The organism is Tsukamurella hominis (assembly GCF_965137015.1).
GTDB classification, from domain to species: domain Bacteria; phylum Actinomycetota; class Actinomycetes; order Mycobacteriales; family Mycobacteriaceae; genus Tsukamurella; species Tsukamurella hominis.
The window spans coordinates 100,770-121,691 of sequence record NZ_CBCRZG010000008.1; the positions used below are offsets into that span (position 1 = coordinate 100,770).

A 20,922-nucleotide genomic window follows, 5' to 3' on the forward strand; every position below is an offset into this window, starting at 1 on the left:
CTACAGTCCGTAGTTTCCCGTTAAGGCACGGTACCCCGCATCCCCTGAAATGGGAAAACGCGCACAGCCTCACCTCACCCGTGCAGGTGACGGCGGGTCACCCGCGAGGGTCGTTCACCCGAGGATATCCGCCCGGAGCTGCGGAACATCCACTTCCCAGTAGCTGTGTTGTTCGCCGTCGAGCAGGACCACCGGCAGCATGTCGCCGTACTCGCCGCGGTACTCGGTGTTGCCGGGCGCGTCGACGTCGAGCTGCCGGTAGTCGACGGGGCGGTCGGCGGCGCGGAGTTCCTCGACGAGCGCGGTGAGCTCGTCGTGGGCGCGGGCGCACATCCCGCACCCCTCCCTGGTGAGCAGCGTGATCACGGACATGTGCCGAGTGTCCCACCCCGAGGGCGGCGCGCGCCGCTAAGGTTGAGGGGAGATCACGCACGTGGGATCACGCGAGTGGGGAGGTGCCCTTGTCCGACCAGGCCAGCGCCGACGAACAACGGCAGAGCGCGGCGGGCGAGGCGAGCGCCGACGCCGCCCATTCGCTGCTGCTCGAGAAGGAGGGCCGCGAGGACGGCCAGGTGCCGCCGGACCTCACCGCGGCCGCCTTCTTCGACGTCGACAACACGATGGTGCAGGGCGCCTCGATCGTGCACTTCGCCCGCGGCCTCGCCGCGCGCAACTACTTCTCCTACTCCGACCTGGCCTCGGCCGTGTGGGCGCAGGCCAAGTTCCGGCTCACGGGCAAGGAGAACAGCGAGGACGTCGCCGCCGGGCGCGAGAAGGCGCTGTCCTTCATCGCCGGCCGTTCCACCGAGGAGCTCAAGGCCGTCGGCGAGGAGATCTACGACGAGATCATCGCCGACAAGATCTGGCCGGGCACCCGCGCGCTGGCGCAGATGCACCTCGACGCCGGGCAGCAGGTGTGGCTGGTGACGGCCACCCCCGTCGAGCTGGCGCAGACCATCGCCGACCGGCTGGGCCTCACCGGCGCGCTCGGCACCGTCGCCGAGTCGCAGGACGGGGTGTTCACGGGCAAGCTCGTCGGCGACATCCTGCACGGCCTGGGCAAGGCGCACGCCGTCCGGTCGCTGGCGATCCGCGAGGGCCTGAACCTCAAGCGCTGCACCGCCTACAGCGACTCGCACAACGACGTGCCGATGCTCTCCCTGGTGGGCACCGCCGTCGCCATCAATCCGGATTCGGACCTGCGTGACGTCGCGCGGGTGCGGGGCTGGGAGATCCGCGACTACCGCACCGGCCGCAAGGCCGCCAAGATCGGCGTCCCCACCGCCATCGGCGTCGGTGCGGCCATCGGCGGTGCCGCCGCGCTGATCAAGCACTTCAGCGACGACTAGTTCCTCGAGTTCGACGGTGCCCGCCGTCGCGGTCGGTGTCATCGCGATGCCCATACAGATACTGAACAACGCCAGTTCGCCGGCGGGTGATGGCTCGCGGTTCGGAGAGACGGCCGCCGGACCGGCGATTGCTAGCGGATTCGGCGACGAGATCGCAGGTCGCCGCCGCCGAAACCGCAGGCAACTCCGGCGGTAGCCGGTGTGCCGTGGGGGAATCGGCGCCGCGTGGGAGACGACCGCTCCCCCACCGCACGAGCGGCGTCTCACGGGGGAACGAACGTCGGAGTCGCCTTTCGGCGCCGCGCGAGGGACGAACACGAAGCAGTACTGGCGCCGCGCGAACCCGACGCGCCGACGGCACACCCGCCGGGCGGGCGGCGCACCGTCGGACCGGCCGACGGTGCCCGACGCTCAGAAGTCCTGGAAGATGTTCTTCCGGCGCGCGAGGATGCGGTAGAGGGACTGCTGGATGGTCTCGCGGACGTTGTCGGTGAGCTCGAAGACCACCATGGGATCGTCGGCGTCGGCCTCGGTGAAGCGGTCCGTGGCGATGGGCTCGCCGAACTCGATGTGCCACTTCGACGGCAGCGGCACCATGCCCAGCGGGCCGAGCCACGGGAAGAGCGGCGTGATCGGCGCGTAGGGCAGGCCCAGCAGTCGCGCGACGGGCTTGACGTCGGCGAGCATCGGGTACGTCTCCTCGGCGCCCACGATGGACACCGGGATGATCGGGACCTGGGCGCGGATCGCGGCGGTCACGAAGCCGCCGCGGCCGAAGCGCTGCAGCTTGTACCGGTCGCGGTAGAGCTTGCCGATGCCCTTGAAGCCCTCGGGCCACACGGCGACGAGCTCACCCCGGGTGAGCAGCGCCTCGGCGTCCGCGTTGCAGGCGACGGTGGCGCCCATCTTGCGGGCGACCTCGCCGATGACCGGGTACTCGAAGGCCAGGTCGGCGGCCAGCAGGCGCAGGTGCCGCTGGTCGGGGTGGTTGTCGTGCACCGCGACGGCCGACATCAGCCCGTCGAGCGGGATCACGCCGGAGTGGTTCGCCACGAGCAGCGCGCCGCCCTCGCGGGGCAGGTTGTCGGCGCCGGTGGTGTCCACCCGGAACCACTTGTCGTAGACCGGCCGCAGCGCCGGCAGGAAGAGCGCGTCGGTCAGGTGCGGATCGAAGCCGAAGGGATCGATGTCGTAGTCGCCGGTGAGCCGCTCGCGGACGAAGGCGGCACCGTCGACCACCGAGTCCGCGGCGCGCTCGCGCCAGCCCGGACCGGGCTCGCCCGGCTGCGCGGCGGCGATGTAGTCGGGGTTGAGAGCGTGCACCGTGGCCTCGCGGCGCGGGGCCGACGGTGCCGGGGTGCCGGTCAGCGCGGACGGGTGCCGCTGCTGCGCGCGCTCGCGCCCCTCGGTGCGAGCGGTGTCGATGGACACGGGCAGCTGCAGCACCTTCGCGTGCTGTGAGCCTGAAGCGTTGGTCATGTGTCTACCGTCCAGCCGTGCCGTACTCGGAGCCGATTCCCGCGAACCGTCGTGCCAGCGAGGCGACCCGCTGCTCGACGGCCACGATCGAATCCACACCGATTGTAGGTTCTGTGCGGCCGTGGCGTGCGGCGTCTTCCATCGCCTGCCGTGTGGTGAAGCGCGGCTCGAAGCCGAGCTCCTTCCGCATGCGCGTCGTGTCGAAGGCGTTGCCGAAGCTCAGATAGGCGAGCTGCACCTTGTCCGTCTGGCCGCGGCCCCGGCCACGGATCGCCGCGACGGCGGGCCCGAACGCGGGCTTGACCACCGGCAGCGGCAACCGGCCGGAGAGCCGGATGGCCTGCGACATGGAGATCGCGCCGTCGCCGGCGATGTTGTACGTGCCCGGCTTCCCGGCCACCACGGCGTGCTCCAGCGCGCCCAGGGCGTCGTCCTGGTGCAGCAGCTGCAGCCGGGCGTCGCGGCCGACGATCGACGGCACGACCGGCCGCTCGAACAGCGAGCCGAGCAGCGTCTCGATGTTGGGCCCCAGGATCGGCGCGAGGCGCAGGATCGTGAGGTCGATGTCGGTGCGACGGCGGGCCATGCTGCGGGCGTAGGCCTCGGCGTCGAGCAGGTCGCGCGGGTGGCCGCTGGCGGCGGCGCCGCCGACGAGGTCCTCGGTGATGAGCGCGGGGTTGCGGGAGCGCGAGCCGTAGACCTGCGTCGCCGAGCGCATGATGACCCGCTTGACCGTCTCCGACTTCTGGCACGCGGCGAAGACCCGCATGGAACCGAAGACGATCGCGTCCTTCGTGGACCCGGACGGGAAGTGGTTGTCGGTGACCGAGGTGGAGCAGTGCACGACGGTGTCGACCTCGTTGGTCGCCATGATCTTGCCGAAGATGTGACTGCGGTAGTCGACGCGGATGAACTCCGCGGGCTCCATCCGGCGGTGCATCGCCTTGGTCGGCGGCACGGCGTCCACACCGATCACCCGCTCGATGTCGGGGCGCTGCGCGAGCCGGCGCACGAGGTAGCCGCCCACGAACGTGGAGGCGCCCGTCACCATGACGACGCGCGGCGCAGTGACGACCGACTCACTCATTACTGAAGGGTAACCGGAAACACGAAAGCCCGCCCAGATCCTGGGCGGGCTCTCATGAAAGTGTGACCAGAAGGCCTACTTGCCGAGCTTCCTACGCTGCACCCGAGTGCGGCGGAGCAGCTTGCGGTGCTTCTTCTTCGACATGCGCTTGCGGCGCTTCTTGATCACTGAACCCATGGGTTCCTCACGTCTCTCTATCGAATTGCCATGTTCGGTGCGCGGCGGCCGGGTACGGAAGAGCCCCCGCGTCCACGCAGCAGGCTTCTACTTTACCCGTCGCGACGGCCCAGGCGAAATCCGCCCGCGCCGCCGCTGCTGCCGACCCTCTCCGACGGGCCTAGCCCGCGTCGAAGAACGAGGTCTGCAGGTAGTCGTGGACCGCCTTCTCGTGGACCCGGAACGACCGGCCCACACGCACCGCGGGGAGCTCCCCGTTGTGCACCAGGCGGTAGACCGTCATCTTCGACACCCGCATGAGGGTGGCGACCTCGGCCACCGTCAGGAACGACGAGCCGGCTGCCTGGGGAGCCTGGGCTCCGGCACCGATCTCGGCGGGCTTGGTGTTCTTGTTTGCAGACGCCATGTAATCCCTAACCTCCGGCACATGTCGCGCCGCCGGCTTCCCCTCCGGCGGACCTGACACGCACGTGCTTCGAGCAGCTTAGCGGTACCAATGGGAATAATGCGACGGGAGTGAGCTAACCGAACCTTCTAGGCGAGGCGCCCGAGCTCGGCCGATCGCTCGGCGCACGCCCGTGTCGCCGCGTAAAACGCAGGTCGGAGGCCATTTTTCTCCAGCTCACGGATTGCGGCGGCCGTCGTGCCGCCCGGAGAAGTCACCGCTGCCCGGAGCTCGACGGGCGACGTGGAAGTCTCAACCATTAGTGCACCCGCGCCCGCGATCGTGTGCGTGGCGAGGGTCGTCGCCTGGTCCCGGGTGAGCCCCAGATCCACGCCGGCGTCGATCATCGCCTCCGCGACGAGGAAGGCGTAGGCGGGCCCGGAGCCGGACAGCGCGGTGAGCGCGTCGAGCTTCGCCTCGGGCACGACGAGGGTCTTACCCACCGCGTCCATGACCTCCCGCACGAGCGTCACGTGCGCCTCCGTCGCCTCCCGGCCGCCGGAGATCCCGCTCATCGACCGGCCGACGAGCATCGCCGTGTTCGGCATGACCCGCACGACGGGCGTCCCGGCGGGCAGGGCCGCCTCGTAGACGGTCGTGGGGACGCCCGCGGCCACCGAGGCCACGACCGCGCCCGGCCGCAGCGCGGTGGACACGTCGGGCAGGATCGCGGTCACCACGTCGGGCTTGACGGCGATCACCACGAGGTCCGCCCCGTCGACCGCCTCCGCGACGGTGGTCACCGCCCGGACCCCGTAGCGCTCCGTGAGCTCCCCGCCGCGGCCGGCGTGGGGCTCGGCGACCGTGAGCGCCTCGGGCGCGTGCCCGGCGGCGATGAGGCCGCCCAGCAGGGCCTCGCCGATCCGCCCGCCGCCGATCAGCGCGATACGACCATCCATGTCAGTTCTCCTCTTCCGGGACGTCAGTTCTTCTCGGGCTCGGGGGTCCGGGGGCCGCGGGGCATCATCGCCAGCTGGCGGGACGTCGCGACGACGTGCCCGGACTCGTCGACCAGCACGTGGTCCTCCTCGAACCACCGCTGCCCGACGACGGGCGCGGACGCCCGGAACCGCAGCCAGCCGTTCACGGGCTCGCGCCGGACGGACGCGGTCAGCGTGATGGTGGGCGCCCAGCCGATGCCGCCGAGGTTGGCGACCACGGGCAGCGAGATGTCGGTGGCGAGGAGCGCGAACAGCCCCGTGAGCGGCTCCTCGCGCAGCCGCACCCAGCCGCGGGTCTCGGCGGGCCCGGTGCGGCCCTCGATCACCGGCAGGGTCTCCGCGTCGTAGTGCACCTCGGCCACGCGGCCCACCTTGAAGATCTTCGCGGCGGGATGCTCGGGGTCCCAGGCCAGCGCGTCGGCGGGCGGGGTCGGCGGCATCGCGTCGAGAGGGAGGGCCTCGGTGTAGCGCTCGTCACCCTCGTCGCGGCGCGCGAGGGTCACGGCGGCCTGCACGTAGACGCGGTCGCCCTGCACGGCCTCGACGTTGACGAACGAGGTGGTGCGGCCGCGCTTGCGCACGTCGGTCCGCAGGTCGACGTGGCCGGGATCGGGCGCGCCGAGGTACTCGGCGGAGATCACGACGGGCGTGACGTCGGCGTCGCCCCCGTCGTCGAGGTAGGCGGCCTGCGCCGCCGAGGCGATCACGGCGAGCAGGGCCCCGCCGTGCACCTTGCTGCCCACCGACCAGGTGGGGTCGATGTCGGCGGTGTACCCGCCGGGGGCCTTCGCGACGGAGACGAGGTCCGCGAACAAAGCCATCTGTGCGCTCTCCTTTACCGGGGTACCCGCGCGGGTACCCGACGTCAGGCGGCCGGGTCGGCGCGCAGGTGCTCCCGCGCGAATTCCAGCGCCTCCGTGAGCATCGCACGGCGCTCCTCGGGCGTCTTCGCCGAGCCCGTCGCGATCTCGAGGATCACGTGCCCGTCGAAGCCCGAGACGGCGAGCCGGCGGCACACCTCGGCGGCCGGCTGGGTGCCGTGACCCGGCACGAGGTGCTCGTCGACGGCCGCGCCGAGGCCGTCGGTGAGGTGCAGGTGCCGCAGCCCGTCGCCCATGCGGTCCATGAGCTCGAGGGCGTCGACGCCCGCGGTCGCGGTGTGCGACAGGTCCAGGGTGTAGTTCGCGTAGCCGACGTCCGTCGGGTCGATCGACGGCGCGAAAGCCGACACCGCGGTGCCCGGGTGGCCGCGCCGCTTGAGTCGCTCGACGGATTCGCCCCGGCGCCCGAAGAAGGCGTCGAGCCGCATCGGGAACATGTTCTCCACGGCGATCGCGACGTGGCTGTCGTCCTCGAGCTCGCTGACCAGGTCCACGAAGTTCTCGGCGTAGCGCCGCTGCCAGCGGAACGGCGGGTGCACGACGACGGTGTCGGCGCCGAGGTCCTCCGCGGCCGTCACCGCGCGGCCGAGCTTCGCCATGGGGTCGGGGCCCCACACGCGCTGGCTGATGAGCAGGCAGGGCGCGTGGACGGACAACACGGGCACGTCGTAGCGCATGGACAGCCCGGCCACGTTCGCGATGTCCTGGCTGGCACCCTCGTGCCAGACCATGAGTTCGACCCCGTCGTAGCCGGTCTCCGCCGCGTACCGGAAGGCGTCCTCGAGCTTCTCGGGGTAGACCGAAGCCGTCGACAGTCCGACCGGTATCCCGCTCACGACGCCGAGCGTACTCAGTTCGAGCCGAGCGCCATCAGCAGCGGGCCGAAGGTGATCACCAGGCCCACGAACAGCGCGAGCCCCAGCGTCAGGTAGTCGGTGGTCTTGCGCAGGTAGTGCGTGAAGGTCACGATGCCGATGATGACGATGAACGCCAGCACGACGGTGAGCGCGATGGTCGGCCAGCCGCCGCCCCAGTTCCACAGCTTGAAGAAGCCGTAGAAGAGGCCGGCGCCGGCCGCGAGCCCGAGCACGACCTCGGCGGCGAGCGCCGCCCAGCCGCGCCCCTTGCCCGGCGCGGCGTCCTTCTCGTCGGCGTCCGCGTCCTCGTCGCTGTCGGCGGTGCCCGGCTTCGCGAGGAAGTCGGGGGTCTCCTCGGCGCGCGCGTCCTCGATCTGCTGAGCGCTCAGGGCCGCGGTGTCGGGCGCGACGGGGGCGTCCACGTCGGGGGCCGGCACGGCGACGGGCTTCACGTCGACGGTGTCGTCGGCCTCGACCTCGGCGAACCGGGACTGGCGCTCGCGGACCTGAGCGGTGTTGAAGTCGGCGGTGGCCATGATCGGCGCCTCCGCCTGATCCCAGCGCGACCACGCGTAGTCGCGGCCGTCCTCCGCCTGTGCGGCGTCGGCGGCCTGCGCGGCGGCGGGCTCCGCGACCGGCTCGGGCTCCGGCGCCGGCACGGGCTCCGGGGCCTGCGCGGGCTCCTGCGGCGCCTCGGCCGCCCGGGAGCCACGGCCCCAGCGGAGCAGCCCACCGCGCCGGCCCTCGGGCTGCGCGGGCGTCTCGTCCGCCGCCGGCGCCTCGGGCTCCTGCGGCGCGCTCTCCTGCGGCGCAGGATCGTCGACGGGGCCGGGGTCGGCCACGGCGGCGGCGAGGAAGGAGGAGGTGATCGGCTCGTCGTCGTCCTGGTCGTCCTGGTCGGCCGGCTCCGCCGGGGCGGCCTGGGCGGCCTGGGCGGCCGGTTCGGGCGCGGCGGGCGCCGCGGCCTCGGGCTCGACGGCCTCGGGGGTCACCACCTCGGGCTCGTACGCGGACGGCTGCGCCGGGGCGGCCGGCGCGGACTGCACAGCCTGCGCAGCGGGCGCTTCGGGGGCGGCCGGCGCTTCGGGCGCGGCCTGCTCGGCCGGGGCCTCGGTGCCCGGCGCGGGCTGGTCGTCGCGGATGACGGGGATCTCGCCGGTCAGCTCGGCGACGGTGATCGAGTTCTCGCCGCCGCGGTGGCGCCGGCGGCGGCCGCCCGGGGGTGGGGGTGGAGTGCCGCCGTCCCTGGCGAGCAGCTCCGCCAGCGAAATCCTTCGCTCCTCGCTCATGCACGTCACCGTCCTGTGGCTCGTCGGCCTCGTGGGCCCCGCGCGTGCCGGAAAGTTCACACCCGCCACTCACGCCCTGTGTGGTCTCAGAAGATTCTACTTGTACACCGCCGCGCAACCGTGGCGGCACACGCGGCGGTCCGTTATGTTACTTCGCGCCTTTAATGGGCTTTACCGCTGCTCTCCGGGGTGAACCCCGCCTGGGTGTCCAGATAGCGCAGGATCACGCCCTCGCGCAGCGCCCACGGGCAGATGTCGAGTTCCTCGACCTTCATCGCCCGCATCGCGGCCTCGGCGACCAGCGCGCCGGCCACGATCTGGCCCGCGCGATCGGAGCTCAGCCCGTCCAGCTCGCGGCGGTCGGACTCCGTCATCCGGCTGATGAAGGCGATCAGCTGGCTCAGTCCGCGCGCCGTGAGCGTGCGCTTGACCCGCGGCCCGGCGGAGGAGGGCGCCGCGCCCGTCAGGCGGGCGAGGGTGCGCATCGTCTTCGACGTGCCCGCGACCAGGTCGGGCGTGCCGACGGCCTGCAGCCGCGCGGCGGCGGGCGCGATCTCGGCGTCGAGCCAGTCCCGCAGCATGGCGACGCGACGGCGCCCGGGCGGATCGTCGGGCAGCCACTCGCGGGTGATCCGGCCCGCGCCCAGCGGCAGCGAGAGCGCGACGTCCGGCTCCTCGTCGACGCCGTTGCTCATCTCGAGCGAGCCGCCGCCGATGTCGATGTTGAGCACGCGGCCCACGCTCCAGCCGTACCAGCGGCGCACCGCGAGCGCGGTGAGGCGGGACTCGTCGGCGCCGGAGAGCACCTCGACGTCGACGCCGGTGGCCTGCTTGACGTGCGCGAGGACGGTGTCGGTGTTGCTGGCGTCGCGGACCGCGGAGGTCGCGAAGGCCATCACCTCGGAGCAGCCGGAGCTGCGCGCGATCTTCGTGAACTCCTCGACGGATGCGACGAGCGCGTCCTCGCCGGCCCGGCTGAGGCGGCCGCTCGGCTCGATCTTCTCGGCGAGCCGTAGCGTGGCCTTGGTCGAGCTCATCGGCGTCGGGTGCGCGCCCCAGTGGGCGTCGACCACGAGCAGGTGCACCGTATTGGACCCGATGTCGAGGACTCCCAATCTCACCCCGTCAATCTAGACCCGACTACGGTGGCCCCTGTGACCGACCTTCCGATGCCCGGCCTGCGGCGTCCCGTCCCGGAAGTCCCCCTGGACTTCCCGCGCGAGTGGCTGGAGTTCACCGACCCCGCGGACCCGAGCCATCTGATCGCGGCGGATCTGACCTGGCTGCTCTCCCACTGGACGTGCGTGTTCGGCACCCCGTCGTGCCACGGGATCGAGCCGGGCCGGGACACGGACGGCTGCTGCAGCCACGGCGCCTTCCTCTCCGACAACGACGACCGCAAGCGCCTGAAGAAGGCCGTCGCGAAGCTCACCGACGACGACTGGCAGTTCCGCAGTAAGGGATTGGGGAAGAAGGGGTACCTCGAGGAGGACGACCTCGACGACGAGCCCGCGCTGCGCACCCGCCGGTACGAGGGCGCGTGCATCTTCCTGAACCGGCCGGGATTCCCCGGCGGCGAGGGCTGCGCCCTGCACGCGATGGCCCTGCGGACCGGCGTCGAACCGCTCACCGTCAAGCCCGACGTCTGCTGGCAGCTGCCGGTCCGGCGCACCCAGGAGTGGGTCGAGCGGCCCGACGGCGAACAGATCCTGCGCACCACGATCGGCGAGTACGACCGGCGGGGTTGGGGCGCAGGCGGACTCGACCTGCAGTGGTACTGCACCGGCTCCCCCGAGGCGCACGTCGGCGCACAGCAGGTGTGGCAGAGCTACGCCCCCGAGCTCACGGAGCTGCTGGGCGAGGAGGCCTACGCCGCGCTGGCCCGCGAGTGCGAGGCGCGCCAGGGCAAGCTGGTCGCCGTACACCCCGCCACCGCGGCCGCGACGGAGCGGCAGTCCTACGACATGAAGTACGTGGAGCTCTAACCGAGCCCGTCCAGGCCGTGCAGATTCTTGGCGGTCGGGCTGGTGTCGACGGCGCCGGGGTCCGGGTAGGTGCCCAGCACCCGGTCGGAGGTCCCCGCGGTGGTGACCGAGAACCAGTAGTGCTCGTTCTTGAAGTGGTGCAGCCGGTGGCTGCGCCAGACCGCCTTGTAGGCGCGGCCGCGCGGCTTGTAGTCGGTGTGCACGAGGTAGTGGATCCACTCGTAGCCGAGCAGGAAGACCGCCTCGACCAGCATGAAGGTGAGCGTCGCGTGCAGCGGCGCGCCGATCAGGGCGCCCACGCCGAGCGGCGCGGCGACGCCCAGGCCGGCGATCACCCAGGGCAGCGCGCGGGTGGGGATGAACACCAGGTCCACGTCGCGGGGCGCGGCGTGGTGCCGCCGGTGGTCGCGCGCGAGCAGCGTGTCCAGCGTGATCGGCCCGACGGTCCGCGGCCGCCAGTGCAGCACGAAGACGTGGATCACCCACTCCAGGAACGGGAACAGGGCCGCGAAGACGAGCGGCGCCCACAGGTCGGCGAGCCCTCCCCCGCCGACGACGATGCGCGCGGCGACGGTGCCGGCGAGGAAGGCCAGGATCATCCACGGCGTGGGATGGCGCAGGAACTCGCGGCCGGCGTCGCCGAGTGAGAATCTGCGGCGGGCCGCGCGATCGGTCGTGGTCATGACTGCTCCATCCGGTCGAGGAATCCGCCGAGCACGCCGGTGGCGCCGCCGAGGACGGCCTGCGCGGCGGTACGGGCAGCGGCGGCGTCGCCGTCGAGGACAGCGGCGGTGAGGGTGCGGTAGCGCTCCGCGGGTTCGGCGGCCGCGACCGCGTCGGCGAGCACGCCGAGCAGCGGCTCGTACACGCGGCGCATGCCGTTGAAGATGAGGGTCATCGCGATCGAGTCGGCACCGCGCACGAGCTGCTCCCAGTAGCCGAGGGCGGCGGCCTGCTGCTCCGGGCCGGAGCCGGCGCCCTCGATCGCGGCGAGCGCCGCGGTGAGCGGGACGGTCAGCGCGTCGGCCGAGCGGGCGGCGGCCTTCTCGGCGATCCACGGCCCGAGGTGCTCGCGCACCTCGAGGACGCTGCGGACCACGGACGGGTCGACGACGGCACCGTCGGGCGCGGCGACGAGCAGGTGCGGCAGCAGGTCCAGCCCGCCCGTGCGGGTGATGTCGTTGACGACGGCACCGTCGCCCTGGCGGACCTCGACGTGGCCCGACGTGGCGAGGCGGGCGATCGCCTCGCGGACGACGGGCCGCGAGACGCCGAGGACCTCCGCGAGCTTGCGCTCGCTGGGCAGCCGCGAGCCGACCGGCGCGGCGCCGCTGACCAGCTGGTTCAGCAGCTGCTCGTGCACCTCGTCGGCGGCGGACCGCTTCGTGACCGGGCTCAGTTCCATGCCGGAACCGTAGCGCCACCCGGTCCGGTGGTCAAGTGGTCTTACCAGTAAATCGCCGGACCGCCGCGGAACGCGACGGTGATGCCGGGGCTAGGGCTCGAGCTTGTAGCCGAGGCCGCGGACGGTGACCAGGTGCTTCGGGTTCGCCGGGTCGGCCTCGATCTTGCTGCGCAGGCGCTTGACGTGCACGTCGAGGGTCTTGGTGTCGCCCACGTAGTCGGCGCCCCAGACGCGGTCGATGAGCTGCCCGCGGGTGAGCACGCGGCCGCTGTTGCGCAGCAAGTACTCGAGCAGGTCGAACTCCTTGAGCGGCAGGGTCACCGCGTCTCCCCCGACGGTCACGACGTGCCGCTCGACGTCCATCCGGACGGGGCCGCCCTCGAGCACCCCGTCGTCGAGGCCGTCCGCGGCGGCGGTGTCGGCGCCGCGGCGCAGCACCGCGCGGATGCGGGCGATGAGCTCGCGTGCGGAGTAGGGCTTCGTGACGTAGTCGTCGGCCCCCAGTTCCAGGCCCACCACCTTGTCGATCTCGCTGTCGCGCGCGGTCACCATGATGACCGGCACGGACGACCGGGCGCGCAGCTGCTTGCACACGTCGGTGCCGCTCATGCCGGGCAGCATGAGGTCGAGCAGGACGATGTCGGCGCCCGCGGAGTCGAAGTGCCGCAGGGCCTCGGCGCCGTCCGTGACCACGGTGGTCTCGAAGCCCTCCTTGCGCAGCAGGAAGGCCAGCGGGTCGGCCAGCGATTCCTCGTCCTCGACGATCAGTACGTGTGTCACCGCAGTACATCCTCACTGTGGTCATCGCGCTCTGCAGGACCCGCGCCCGGCTCGACCGGCGCCGGCAGCACCAGCGTGAAGGTCGAACCCATGCCCGGTTTGCTCCAGAGCCTAATGGTGCCGCCGTGGTTCGCGGCGACGTGTTTGACGATCGCGAGACCGAGTCCGGTCCCGCCCGTCATCCGGGACCGCGCCTTGTCGACGCGGAAGAAGCGCTCGAAGACGCGCTCCTGGTCTTCGGGGGCGATGCCGATGCCCCGGTCGGTGACCGCGATCTCGACCGACGAGGCACCGTCGGGCCCGGCGGCGGGGCGCAGGCGGCGGCTGATCGAGACCTGGGTGTTCTGCGGCGAGTAGGCGATCGCGTTGGAGATGAGGTTCGACAGCGCCGTCAGCAGGAGGGTGTCGTCGCCGCGGATCTCCAGACCGGAGGGCTCGTCGACGATGAGCGAGATGTTGTTAGCCTCGGCCGAGACCTGGGCGCGGGCGACGGCCTCGCCGACCACGTCGTCGACCTCCACGCTGCCGAGGTCGGGCAGCTTCTCCGCGCCCTGCAGACGGGAGAGGGCGATCAGTTCGTTGACCATGTTGCCCATGCGCGTGGACTCGACGAGCACGCGGGAGCCGAAGTGCCGCACCGCCTCCGGGTCGTCGTCGGATTCGAGCAGCGCCTCGGCGAGCAGGCCGATCGCGCCGACGGGGGTCTTCAGCTCGTGCGAGACGTTCGCCACGAAGTCGCGCCGGGTGGCCTCCATGCGCTGGTTCTCGGTGTCGTCGTCGGCGTAGACCACGGCGTACCGCTCGTCGGGTTCGGTCCCGACGATGAGGTCCACCCGGCACCGCACCGCGATGCTCGCCCGGTCGGACCGGCGGGACACCGTCAGTTCGACGGTGCGCGGGGCACCGGTCTCGAGGACCTGCGAGGCGGCCTGCCAGACGCGGTCGTCGAGGAGTTGCTCGCGGACGAGGGAGAACTCCTCGGCACGCGCGTTGCACGCGATGACGTCGCGGAAGCCGTCGACGACCACCAGTCCGGTGGGCGATTCGCGGATCACCGCGCGGTGCAGCTCGGCCACCGTCATGCGCGTCGGACCGACCGGTTCGGCGGTGATCACCCGCTGCCGGACGCGCCGCGCGAGCCATCCGATGAGGGCGCCCGCCAGGGCGGACACCACACAGAGGGCCACAGTCACGCGGTCAGTGTACCCAGGTTCTCCTGCGATTCTTCACATCGGGAACGACTGGTGAACAACGGGTTACCGGTCGGCGGCCACCTCGACAACGGAGGCGTACTCGGGGTGCTTCGTCACGTAGTTCGCGACGTAGGAGCACACGGCGCGGGCCTTCTTCCCCGACGCGACGACGTCGTCGAGGGCGGCCTTGGTGAGCACCGCCGCGTAGCCGTTGCCGCCGTACTCGGCGTCGACCACGGTGTGCGTGAGCAGGCGCACGTCCACCTCGTCCACGTAGTCGAGATAGCCCGCCTGCTCGCCGTCGACGGTGAGCACGTAGCGCTCCTGTTCCGGGGAGTGGGTCACAGTCACGTCAGCCATGTGATCCAACCTATCCCCTGCGCGGCCCCGGAGGCTGAGGAGAAACTTAGGGGGCGGTACCGATTCGCTCGGTACCGCCCCCGTCGTCGATCGTGGGACTACTTGGCGCCCTGGTTGGCGACCGCGGCGGCGCCGGCGGCGGCAGCCTCGGGGTCGAGGTAGGTGCCGCCCGGGTTGGCGACGGTGCCGTCCTCGTTGAACGAGTAGGTCAGCGGGATGCCGGTGGGGATGTTCAGCGCCGCGATGTCGGCGTCCGAGATCCCGTCGAGGTGCTTGACCAGCGCGCGCAGCGAGTTGCCGTGCGCGGCCACGAGCACCGTCTTCCCCTGCGCCACCTGCGGCTCGATCACGGCCTGGTAGTAGGGGATGAAGCGCTTGACCACGTCGAGCAGGCACTCGGTGAGCGGCACCTGCGGCAGGTGCGCGTACCGCGGGTCGCCGGTCTGGCTGTACTCGTTCTCCGGATCGATCGCGGGCGGCGGGGTGTCGTAGCTGCGGCGCCACAGCATGAACTGCTCGTCGCCGTACTTGTCCTTGGTCTCGGCCTTGTTGAGGCCCTGCAGCGCGCCGTAGTGACGCTCGTTGAGGCGCCAGTCGCGGACCACGGGGATCCAGTGCCGGTCGGCGGCGTCCAGCGCGATGTTCGCGGTGGTGATCGCGCGACGCAGCAGCGAGGTGTAAAGGACGTCGGGCAGCAGCCCGGCCTCCTTGAGCAGCTCGCCGCCGCGCGCGGCCTCGCCGCGGCCCTTCTCGGTCAGCGCCACGTCGACCCAGCCGGTGAACTGGTTGGACGCGTTCCACTCGCTCTCGCCGTGGCGGAGCAGGATCAGGGTGCCGTAGGTCATGCGCCGTAGTTTAACGCCCGCCGGATCGGCTCACGCAGGTCCGCGAGGCTCTCGGCCTCGGTCTTCGCGGGCCCCAGCGACCGGGTGCCGTACAGGCGGTCGAAGAGCAGGCCCTCGAGCAGGCTGACCAGGTCGGCCGCGGCCCGGTCGGGGTCGACGGTGCCGAGCGCCGCGAACAGGCCGCTCGCGAGCGGCACGGAGAACAGGCAGGTGGCGAGATCCGCCTCGAGCCCCTCGGCCAGCGCATCCGGCGCCAGCGCGTAGCGGGCGAGGGCGTCTCGCCGGCGGTCCGTGAGCAGGAGGTGCAGCTGGCGCGCCGTCAGGTCCGCCGCGGTCTCGCGGTCGACGGTGCGCGGCACGTCGGCGTCGAAGGCGGCCCGCGACCGCTGCCGGAGGTGTTCGATCGCGGTGCGCAGCAGATCGGAGCGGGTGCGGCAGTAGTACGACGTCGACCCCTTGGGCAGCCCCAGCCGCTTGTCGACGGCGCCGTGCGTCACCGCCCGGTTGCCGCCGTCGGCCGCGAGGTCCAGCGCCGCCTCGCCGATCGCGATCCGTCGCTCGTCCACGGTTGCCCTCCATCCACTCGATGCTCTATAACCTTAGAGCACTCTACTTCTATAGAGGGGGATGACATGGACGACCTGATCGGCACCGTCGACGACACGGCGCGCTGGGTCGCGCACCATCGGGCCACCGAATCGGCGCGCCCCGACGCGCTGTTCCACGACCCGTTCGCCGCGCGGCTCGCGGGCGCCGAGGGCGCGGCGATCGCGGAGGGCGCCGCCCCGGCCGCGGGCGGCGGCGACGGCTGGTACCTCACCGCCCGGACCGTCCTGATCGACGAGGCGGTGGCCGCGGCGATCGCCGACGGCTGCGACACCGTCGTCAACCTGGGCGCGGGCCTCGACGCCCGGCCGTACCGCCTCGACCTGCCCGCCGACCTGGAATGGATCGAGGTCGACCTCCCCGCGATCCTGGAACACAAGGCGGCGGTCCTCGCCGCGGAGACGCCGCGCTGCCGGCTACGCCGAGTGCCGCTGGACCTGGCCGGCGACGGCCTCGCGGACCTCCTGGCCGGCCTCGCGGACCGTCGGATCCTGGTCCTGTCCGAGGGGCTGGTGATGTACCTCTCCCCCGACGAGGCCGACGCCCTCGCGGACGTCCTGCGCGCGGCGGGAGTGCATCGCTGGTGCCTCGACCTCAGCTCCGCCGGGGTGGGATCGGTGATGGCCGAGCGGAATCGGGGCATCCTGCATCGCGCGCCCTGGCGGTTCCTCCCCGCCGACGGGGTCGCTCACTTCGAGGACCGGGGCTGGGCGGCCGACCGGATCGACTCGCTGTTCGTCGCCGCGCTGGAGCTCGGACGCCTGGACTCGCCCGAGGCGCACCGCCTGGCCGCGGGACCGCAACCGGACCCGCGCGCCCCTGGCGACGCGCCGTGGAGCGGCGTCGTGACGCTCGCCCCGGCTCGCTAGCGCGCGGTGTGCTTCTCCGCCCGCATGCGCTCGACCATGTGCGGGTAGTGCAGCTCGAACGCGGGGCGCTCGGAGCGGATGCGCGGCAGCTCGGTGAAGTTGTGCCGCGGCGGGGGGCAGCTGGTGGCCCACTCCAGGCTGTTGCCGAAGCCCCACGGGTCATCGACCGTGACGACCTCGCCGTAGCGGTAGCTCGTGAAGACGTTCCACACGAAGGGCAGGACCGAGGCGCCCAGGATGAACGCACCGACCGTCGAGATCCGGTTCAGGCTCGTGAAGCCGTCCGTGTCGAGGTAGTCGGCGTAGCGACGCGGCATGCCCTCGGCGCCCAGCCAGTGCTGGACCAGGAAGGTGGTGTGGAAGCCGACGAACGTGAGCCAGAAGTGCCATCGGGCCAGTCGCTCGTTCAGCAGGCGTCCGGTGGCCTTGGGGAACCAGAAGTAGATGCCCGCGAACGCCGCGAAGACGATGGTGCCGAACAGCGTGTAGTGGAAGTGGGCGACCACGAAGTAGGTGTCCGAGACGTGGAAGTCGAGCGGCGGGGAGGCGAGGAGCACGCCGGTGAGGCCACCGAAGAGGAAGGTCACGAGGAAGCCGATCGAGAACAGCATCGGCGACTCGAAGGTCATGTTCCCCTTCCACATCGTGCCGATCCAGTTGAAGAACTTCACGCCCGTCGGCACCGCGATCAGGAACGTCATGAAGCTGAAGAAGGGCAGCAGCACCGCGCCGGTCGCGTACATGTGATGCGCCCACACCGCCATCGAGATCGCCGCGATCGCGAGCGTCGCCATCACGAGGCCGCTGTAGCCGAAGATCGGCTTGCGGGTGAACACCGGGAAGATCTCGGAGACGATGCCGAAGAACGGCAGGGCCAGCACGTACACCTCCGGGTGGCCGAAGAACCAGAACAGGTGCTGCCGCAGGACCGCTCCGCCGTTCGCGGGATCGAACAGGTGGGCACCGAACTGCCGGTCCACCTCCAGCCCGACCAGCGCGGACGCCAGCAACGGGAAGACCATCAGTGCGAGCACGCTCACCACGAACATGTTCCACGTGAAGATCGGCATCCGGAACATCGTCATCCCGGGCGCCCGCAGGCAGAGCACGGTGGTGACCATGTTCACCGACGCGAGGATCGTCCCGAGACCACCGACCGTGAGCCCCATCAACCACAGGTCGCCGCCGACGCCCGGACTGTGGGCGGCGTCGGACAGCGGGGTGTACGCGGTCCAGCCGAAGTCGGCCGCGCCGCCGGGGACCATGAAGCCCGCGGACGCGGTGAGGCCGCCGAACAGGTACAGCCAGTAGCCGACCGCGTTGAGGCGGGGGAACGCGACATCGGGTGCGCCGATCTGCAGCGGCACGAGGTAATTGGCGAAGCCGAACGCGATCGGGGTCGCGTACAGCAGCAGCATCACGGTGCCGTGCATCGTGAACAGCTGATTGAACTGCTCCGTGGAGAGGAACTGCAGGCCGGGCTCCGCGAGCTCGCCCCGCATGACCAGGGCCATGAGGCCGCCCGCGAAGAAGAACAGCATCGAGGTGACGATGTACATGACGCCGATCGTCTTGTGATCCGTGGTGACCACGAGGTCGCGGATCCAGCCGCCGGCGGGCCTGCCGCGCGCGGGTTCGGGGCGCGCGGCGCGCAGCCGCCGTTCGGGTGCCACGTCCGTGGCGGTCGTCTCGGTTCCACCGTCCATGGATCGATCGTCGGCCGCGGGAGACCCCCGCGGCAGCGGCGGACGTCCCGAGCGATGTCCCGGCGGTTCAGGACCAGGTGCGTCCGAAGCCGCGGGCGCTGACCCGTTCCGCCAGGACCTCCACGACCTCGTACTTGCCGTCGTCGATGAAGGGCCGCAAGGAGAGCGCGTCCGTGACGGACAGGGCCGACGAGTCCGTGCGCACGCGCGCGGGCCCGCGCACGATGACGCTCCAGGCCTGATCCCCGCCGACCTCGTCCACCTCGAAGGCCACCTCGCGCGCCACGACCGCCGAGGCGAGCTTGCTGCCCGGACCGGTCCGGAACAGGACGTTGCAGCCCTCGCCGAGCACGTAGTTCACGGGGAAGATCTCGGCCTCGCCCCCGAGCGCGATCACGATGCGCCCCACGTCCTTGCGGCGCAGCAGCTCGGTCGCCTCCGCACGATCGAGGACGGTGGTGCCGGCGGTGAATCGTTCCATGACGTGCTCCTAGGGTCGGGGCGGGAGTGTTGCCCGCCGCCCACTCTCACCCCGTCCGGCGGCGCGTCGCCAGGGACCTTCGTCGGGCCGCACGTCCCGGGACCGCCGGGAGCGGAGGCCTCGCCTACTGCGAGTCCCGCCAGCGCAGCAGCGCCTCGATGACGGTGTAGTCGAAGCCGGGCGCGGAGAGCTCCGCGGTGAACTGCGTGGCGCCCTCCGCGACCAGCTGGTCGGCGAAGGCGAGGGCGTCGTCGGGGCCGGTGCCGCGCGGGATGGCGATGTTGTGCGCGATCTCCTTCGGGTCGCGGCCGATCTTCGCGCAGGCCTCGGCGAGCACGGCCGACTTGTGCCGGTAGGTCTCCAGGTCCACGAAGTAGTGCCACACCGAGGCGTACTGCGCCACCAGCGGCAGCGTCTTCTTCTCGCCGCCACCGCCGATGAGGATCGGGATGTCGCGCGTGGGAGCCGGATTGAGCTTGGCCCACCGCTCGGTGATCCGTGGCAGGGCCTTCCCGAGGTCGTCGAGGCGCGAGCCGGCGGTGCCGAACTCGTAGCCGTACTCGTCGTAGTCGCGCTGGAACCAGCCGGAGCCGATGCCCAGGATCAGTCGGCCCTTCGAGATGTGGTCGACGGTGCGCGCCATGTCGGCGAGCAGGTCGGGGTTGCGGTAGCTGTTGCAGGTGACCAGCGCACCGATCTCGATCCGCGAGGTCTGCTCCGCCCACGCGGCGAGCATCGTCCAGCACTCGAGGTGCGTGCCGTCGGGGTCGCCGGAGAGCGGGAAGAAGTGGTCCCAGTTGTAGACGATGTCGACGCCCAGATCCTCGAGCTTGGCGACGGCGTCGCGGAGCTGCTGGTACTCGGTGAAGTGCTGGGGCTGAAGTTGGACTCCGATGCGCATGGCATCGACGCTACTCAGCCCTCCGCGGACGCGCTGGCCGAACCGGGAAGGACCGCGATGACCAGCACGAACGCCGCGGCGACGGCGATCGAGACCGCGATCACCAGCCCGGTCCAACCCAGCGCGGCGAACGCCGCCCCGCCCGACGCCCCCAGCACCGACGAGCCGGCGTAGTAGCAGAACAGGTACCCCGAGGAGGCCTCCGCGCGGTGCTCGGTCGCGAGCAGCCCGACCCAGCCGCTCGCGACGCTGTGCGCCGCGAAGAAGCCCGCGGTGAAGACGACCATCCCCGCCAGCACGGCGGGCGTCGAATCCGGCAGCGTGAGCACGAGACCCGCGCCCATCGTCGCGATGGAGGTCGACAGCACCCGGCGCCGGCCGATCCGGTCCGCGAGCCGGCCCGCCGCACCGGAGGAGACGGTGCCCGCCAGGTAGATGAGGAAGACCAGCCCGACGACGCCCGGCGCGAACACGAACGGCTCCGCGAGCAAACGGAATCCGAGGAAGTTGTAGACGCTGACGAAGCCGCCCATCAGCAGGAAGGCGAGCACGAACAGCGTCGCGAGCTCCGGCCGGCGGAGGTGGCCGAGCATGCCGCGCACCGTCGTTCCCACCGAGACCGGCTTCGGCACGTGGAACCGCGATGCCGGCAGGGTGCGGATCATCACCACCGTGAGCACCGCTGCGGCCACGGCGAAGAGCTCCATGGCGCCGCGCCAGGCCATGACGTCGAGGCCGACCGCCGTCACCACGCGGCCGAGCAGGCCGCCGATCGTCGTGCCCGCGACGTACCGCCCCATCGCCCCGCCGAGGTCGCGCCCGTCCACCTCCTCGGCCAGGTAGGCCATGGCGACGGCGGGCACGCCGGCGAGCGTGATCCCCTGCAGCGCACGGAGGATCAGCAGGACCGGCAGCGTGGGCGCGAGCGGGATGACCAGGCCCAGCAGCACGGCCGCGACGGCCGACACCGTCATCACGCGGGTCCGGCCGAAGCGCTCCGACAGCGCGCTGACGGGAATGATCGCGAGCGCGAGCAGCCCGGTGGTGACGGAGACCGCGAGCGCGGAGACGGCCGGCGCCGAACCGAAGACCCGCGTCAGCTCGGGCAGCACGGCCTGGGTGGAGTACATCGAACCGAAGGTCGTCAGTCCCGCCACGAACAGCGCCAGGGTGGTCCGACGGTACGCGGGGGTCCCGGCACGGAGCGGCGCGGTCTCGGCGGTCTCGACGGTGGCGGTCATGGGACTCACCCTGCCCCCGCGGTGCCGATGTGTGAAATGCATGGA

General features: G+C 71.6%; 24 protein-coding genes. 3 read left to right on the forward strand and 21 right to left on the reverse strand.

Annotated elements, in window-relative coordinates; genetic code table 11:
• Positions 1 to 114: 114 nt before the first annotated feature.
• Positions 115 to 372, reverse strand: a complete 258-nt coding sequence (locus tag ACM9LD_RS12690; protein WP_415677001.1) for a glutaredoxin family protein — start codon at positions 370 to 372, stop codon at positions 115 to 117.
• A gap of 83 nt (positions 373 to 455) precedes the next feature.
• Between ACM9LD_RS12690 and ACM9LD_RS12695 the strand changes: the two genes are divergently transcribed.
• The gene (locus ACM9LD_RS12695; protein ID WP_415677002.1) at positions 456 to 1,349 is read left to right on the forward strand and encodes an HAD family hydrolase; all 894 of its coding nucleotides are present in this window, start codon (positions 456 to 458) and stop codon (positions 1,347 to 1,349) included.
• A gap of 411 nt (positions 1,350 to 1,760) precedes the next feature.
• On the opposite strand, the gene ACM9LD_RS12700 is transcribed toward ACM9LD_RS12695, so the two are convergent.
• The 9 genes from ACM9LD_RS12700 to ACM9LD_RS12740 form a co-directional block, all read right to left on the reverse strand.
• On the reverse strand, positions 1,761 to 2,828 hold the full coding sequence (locus ACM9LD_RS12700; protein ID WP_415677003.1) for a lysophospholipid acyltransferase family protein: 1,068 nt from the start codon (positions 2,826 to 2,828) through the stop codon (positions 1,761 to 1,763).
• A 4-nt stretch (positions 2,829 to 2,832) separates the two neighbouring features.
• Positions 2,833 to 3,915, reverse strand: coding sequence for an NAD-dependent epimerase/dehydratase family protein (locus ACM9LD_RS12705; RefSeq protein ID WP_415677004.1), 1,083 nt, complete (start codon positions 3,913 to 3,915; stop codon positions 2,833 to 2,835).
• 75 nt (positions 3,916 to 3,990) lie between these two features.
• Positions 3,991 to 4,092: a 30S ribosomal protein bS22 gene (locus tag ACM9LD_RS12710; RefSeq protein WP_003402602.1), complete on the reverse strand. Its 102-nt coding sequence runs from the start codon at positions 4,090 to 4,092 to the stop codon at positions 3,991 to 3,993.
• Between the two features lie 160 nt (positions 4,093 to 4,252).
• The gene (locus ACM9LD_RS12715) at positions 4,253 to 4,498 is read right to left on the reverse strand and encodes a helix-turn-helix domain-containing protein (protein ID WP_068523814.1); all 246 of its coding nucleotides are present in this window, start codon (positions 4,496 to 4,498) and stop codon (positions 4,253 to 4,255) included.
• A gap of 128 nt (positions 4,499 to 4,626) precedes the next feature.
• On the reverse strand, positions 4,627 to 5,436 hold the full coding sequence (gene proC, locus ACM9LD_RS12720) for a pyrroline-5-carboxylate reductase (protein ID WP_415677005.1): 810 nt from the start codon (positions 5,434 to 5,436) through the stop codon (positions 4,627 to 4,629).
• A 23-nt stretch (positions 5,437 to 5,459) separates the two neighbouring features.
• On the reverse strand, positions 5,460 to 6,299 hold the full coding sequence (locus ACM9LD_RS12725) for a thioesterase family protein (protein ID WP_415677006.1): 840 nt from the start codon (positions 6,297 to 6,299) through the stop codon (positions 5,460 to 5,462).
• Positions 6,300 to 6,343: 44 nt separating this feature from the next.
• Entirely contained in the window at positions 6,344 to 7,195 is an 852-nt protein-coding gene (locus tag ACM9LD_RS12730; RefSeq protein WP_415677007.1) for a sugar phosphate isomerase/epimerase family protein, read from the reverse strand.
• A gap of 14 nt (positions 7,196 to 7,209) precedes the next feature.
• Positions 7,210 to 8,505: a hypothetical protein gene (locus tag ACM9LD_RS12735; RefSeq protein WP_415677008.1), complete on the reverse strand. Its 1,296-nt coding sequence runs from the start codon at positions 8,503 to 8,505 to the stop codon at positions 7,210 to 7,212.
• A gap of 161 nt (positions 8,506 to 8,666) precedes the next feature.
• On the reverse strand, positions 8,667 to 9,626 hold the full coding sequence (locus ACM9LD_RS12740) for a Ppx/GppA family phosphatase (protein WP_415677009.1): 960 nt from the start codon (positions 9,624 to 9,626) through the stop codon (positions 8,667 to 8,669).
• A 48-nt stretch (positions 9,627 to 9,674) separates the two neighbouring features.
• Here ACM9LD_RS12740 and ACM9LD_RS12745 point away from each other — a divergent pair, with 48 nt between their 5' ends.
• On the forward strand, positions 9,675 to 10,490 hold the full coding sequence (locus ACM9LD_RS12745) for a hypothetical protein (RefSeq protein WP_415677073.1): 816 nt from the start codon (positions 9,675 to 9,677) through the stop codon (positions 10,488 to 10,490).
• Here the strand turns inward: ACM9LD_RS12745 and ACM9LD_RS12750 are convergent.
• The 7 genes from ACM9LD_RS12750 to ACM9LD_RS12780 form a co-directional block, all read right to left on the reverse strand.
• Entirely contained in the window at positions 10,487 to 11,173 is a 687-nt protein-coding gene (locus tag ACM9LD_RS12750; RefSeq protein WP_415677010.1) for a sterol desaturase family protein, read from the reverse strand. The genes ACM9LD_RS12745 and ACM9LD_RS12750 overlap by 4 nt on opposite strands.
• Complete coding sequence (locus ACM9LD_RS12755; RefSeq protein ID WP_415677011.1) at positions 11,170 to 11,895, reverse strand: FadR/GntR family transcriptional regulator; 726 nt, start codon at positions 11,893 to 11,895, stop codon at positions 11,170 to 11,172. Before ACM9LD_RS12755 ends, ACM9LD_RS12750 begins: the two co-directional genes overlap by 4 nt.
• Before the next feature lie 90 nt (positions 11,896 to 11,985).
• Positions 11,986 to 12,675: a response regulator gene (locus ACM9LD_RS12760; protein WP_415677012.1), complete on the reverse strand. Its 690-nt coding sequence runs from the start codon at positions 12,673 to 12,675 to the stop codon at positions 11,986 to 11,988.
• Positions 12,672 to 13,868, reverse strand: coding sequence for a sensor histidine kinase (locus tag ACM9LD_RS12765; RefSeq protein WP_415677013.1), 1,197 nt, complete (start codon positions 13,866 to 13,868; stop codon positions 12,672 to 12,674). The genes ACM9LD_RS12760 and ACM9LD_RS12765 overlap by 4 nt, the downstream gene beginning before the upstream one ends.
• Positions 13,869 to 13,931: 63 nt before the next feature.
• Entirely contained in the window at positions 13,932 to 14,228 is a 297-nt protein-coding gene (locus ACM9LD_RS12770; RefSeq protein ID WP_415677014.1) for a GNAT family N-acetyltransferase, read from the reverse strand.
• Positions 14,229 to 14,326: 98 nt separating this feature from the next.
• Complete coding sequence (locus ACM9LD_RS12775) at positions 14,327 to 15,073, reverse strand: phosphoglyceromutase (RefSeq protein WP_415677015.1); 747 nt, start codon at positions 15,071 to 15,073, stop codon at positions 14,327 to 14,329.
• Positions 15,070 to 15,639, reverse strand: a complete 570-nt coding sequence (locus tag ACM9LD_RS12780; protein ID WP_415677016.1) for a TetR/AcrR family transcriptional regulator — start codon at positions 15,637 to 15,639, stop codon at positions 15,070 to 15,072. Before ACM9LD_RS12780 ends, ACM9LD_RS12775 begins: the two co-directional genes overlap by 4 nt.
• 66 nt (positions 15,640 to 15,705) lie before the next feature.
• Here ACM9LD_RS12780 and ACM9LD_RS12785 point away from each other — a divergent pair, with 66 nt between their 5' ends.
• Positions 15,706 to 16,548, forward strand: a complete 843-nt coding sequence (locus ACM9LD_RS12785) for a class I SAM-dependent methyltransferase (protein ID WP_415677017.1) — start codon at positions 15,706 to 15,708, stop codon at positions 16,546 to 16,548.
• On the opposite strand, the gene ctaD is transcribed toward ACM9LD_RS12785, so the two are convergent.
• The 4 genes from ctaD to ACM9LD_RS12805 all read right to left on the reverse strand — a co-directional run bounded on the left by ctaD (position 16,545) and on the right by ACM9LD_RS12805 (position 20,877).
• Complete coding sequence (ctaD, locus tag ACM9LD_RS12790; protein WP_415677018.1) at positions 16,545 to 18,254, reverse strand: aa3-type cytochrome oxidase subunit I; 1,710 nt, start codon at positions 18,252 to 18,254, stop codon at positions 16,545 to 16,547. The two genes, ACM9LD_RS12785 and ctaD, sit on opposite strands and share 4 nt — an antisense overlap.
• Before the next feature lie 67 nt (positions 18,255 to 18,321).
• A complete protein-coding gene (locus ACM9LD_RS12795) occupies positions 18,322 to 18,735 on the reverse strand; it encodes a pyridoxamine 5'-phosphate oxidase family protein (protein WP_415677019.1) in 414 nt (137 codons plus the stop codon).
• 124 nt (positions 18,736 to 18,859) lie between these two features.
• Positions 18,860 to 19,636 carry an LLM class F420-dependent oxidoreductase gene (locus ACM9LD_RS12800; RefSeq protein WP_415677020.1) on the reverse strand — a complete coding sequence of 259 codons (777 nt, stop codon included), beginning with the start codon at positions 19,634 to 19,636 and terminating at the stop codon, positions 18,860 to 18,862.
• 14 nt (positions 19,637 to 19,650) lie between these two features.
• Positions 19,651 to 20,877: an MFS transporter gene (locus ACM9LD_RS12805; RefSeq protein WP_415677021.1), complete on the reverse strand. Its 1,227-nt coding sequence runs from the start codon at positions 20,875 to 20,877 to the stop codon at positions 19,651 to 19,653.
• Between the last annotated feature and the right edge of the window lie 45 nt (positions 20,878 to 20,922).

Bases quoted from the DNA above. Each gene is read 5' to 3' on its own strand.
- ACM9LD_RS12690 (WP_415677001.1), bottom strand. From the start codon at position 372: ATGTCCGTGATCACGCTGCTCACCAGGGAGGGGTGCGGGATGTGCGCC.
- ACM9LD_RS12700 (WP_415677003.1), bottom strand. From the start codon at position 2,828: ATGACCAACGCTTCAGGCTCACAGCACGCGAAGGTGCTGCAGCTGCCC.
- ACM9LD_RS12705 (WP_415677004.1), bottom strand. From the start codon at position 3,915: ATGAGTGAGTCGGTCGTCACTGCGCCGCGCGTCGTCATGGTGACGGGC.
- ACM9LD_RS12710 (WP_003402602.1), bottom strand. From the start codon at position 4,092: ATGGGTTCAGTGATCAAGAAGCGCCGCAAGCGCATGTCGAAGAAGAAG.
- ACM9LD_RS12715 (WP_068523814.1), bottom strand. From the start codon at position 4,498: ATGGCGTCTGCAAACAAGAACACCAAGCCCGCCGAGATCGGTGCCGGA.
- proC (WP_415677005.1), bottom strand. From the start codon at position 5,436: ATGGATGGTCGTATCGCGCTGATCGGCGGCGGGCGGATCGGCGAGGCC.
- ACM9LD_RS12725 (WP_415677006.1), bottom strand. From the start codon at position 6,299: ATGGCTTTGTTCGCGGACCTCGTCTCCGTCGCGAAGGCCCCCGGCGGG.
- ACM9LD_RS12735 (WP_415677008.1), bottom strand. From the start codon at position 8,505: ATGAGCGAGGAGCGAAGGATTTCGCTGGCGGAGCTGCTCGCCAGGGAC.
- ACM9LD_RS12745 (WP_415677073.1), top strand. From the start codon at position 9,675: ATGCCCGGCCTGCGGCGTCCCGTCCCGGAAGTCCCCCTGGACTTCCCG.
- ACM9LD_RS12750 (WP_415677010.1), bottom strand. From the start codon at position 11,173: ATGACCACGACCGATCGCGCGGCCCGCCGCAGATTCTCACTCGGCGAC.
- ACM9LD_RS12755 (WP_415677011.1), bottom strand. From the start codon at position 11,895: ATGGAACTGAGCCCGGTCACGAAGCGGTCCGCCGCCGACGAGGTGCAC.
- ACM9LD_RS12770 (WP_415677014.1), bottom strand. From the start codon at position 14,228: ATGGCTGACGTGACTGTGACCCACTCCCCGGAACAGGAGCGCTACGTG.
- ACM9LD_RS12775 (WP_415677015.1), bottom strand. From the start codon at position 15,073: ATGACCTACGGCACCCTGATCCTGCTCCGCCACGGCGAGAGCGAGTGG.
- ACM9LD_RS12785 (WP_415677017.1), top strand. From the start codon at position 15,706: ATGGACGACCTGATCGGCACCGTCGACGACACGGCGCGCTGGGTCGCG.
- ctaD (WP_415677018.1), bottom strand. From the start codon at position 18,254: ATGGACGGTGGAACCGAGACGACCGCCACGGACGTGGCACCCGAACGG.
- ACM9LD_RS12795 (WP_415677019.1), bottom strand. From the start codon at position 18,735: ATGGAACGATTCACCGCCGGCACCACCGTCCTCGATCGTGCGGAGGCG.
- ACM9LD_RS12800 (WP_415677020.1), bottom strand. From the start codon at position 19,636: ATGCGCATCGGAGTCCAACTTCAGCCCCAGCACTTCACCGAGTACCAG.
- ACM9LD_RS12805 (WP_415677021.1), bottom strand. From the start codon at position 20,877: ATGACCGCCACCGTCGAGACCGCCGAGACCGCGCCGCTCCGTGCCGGG.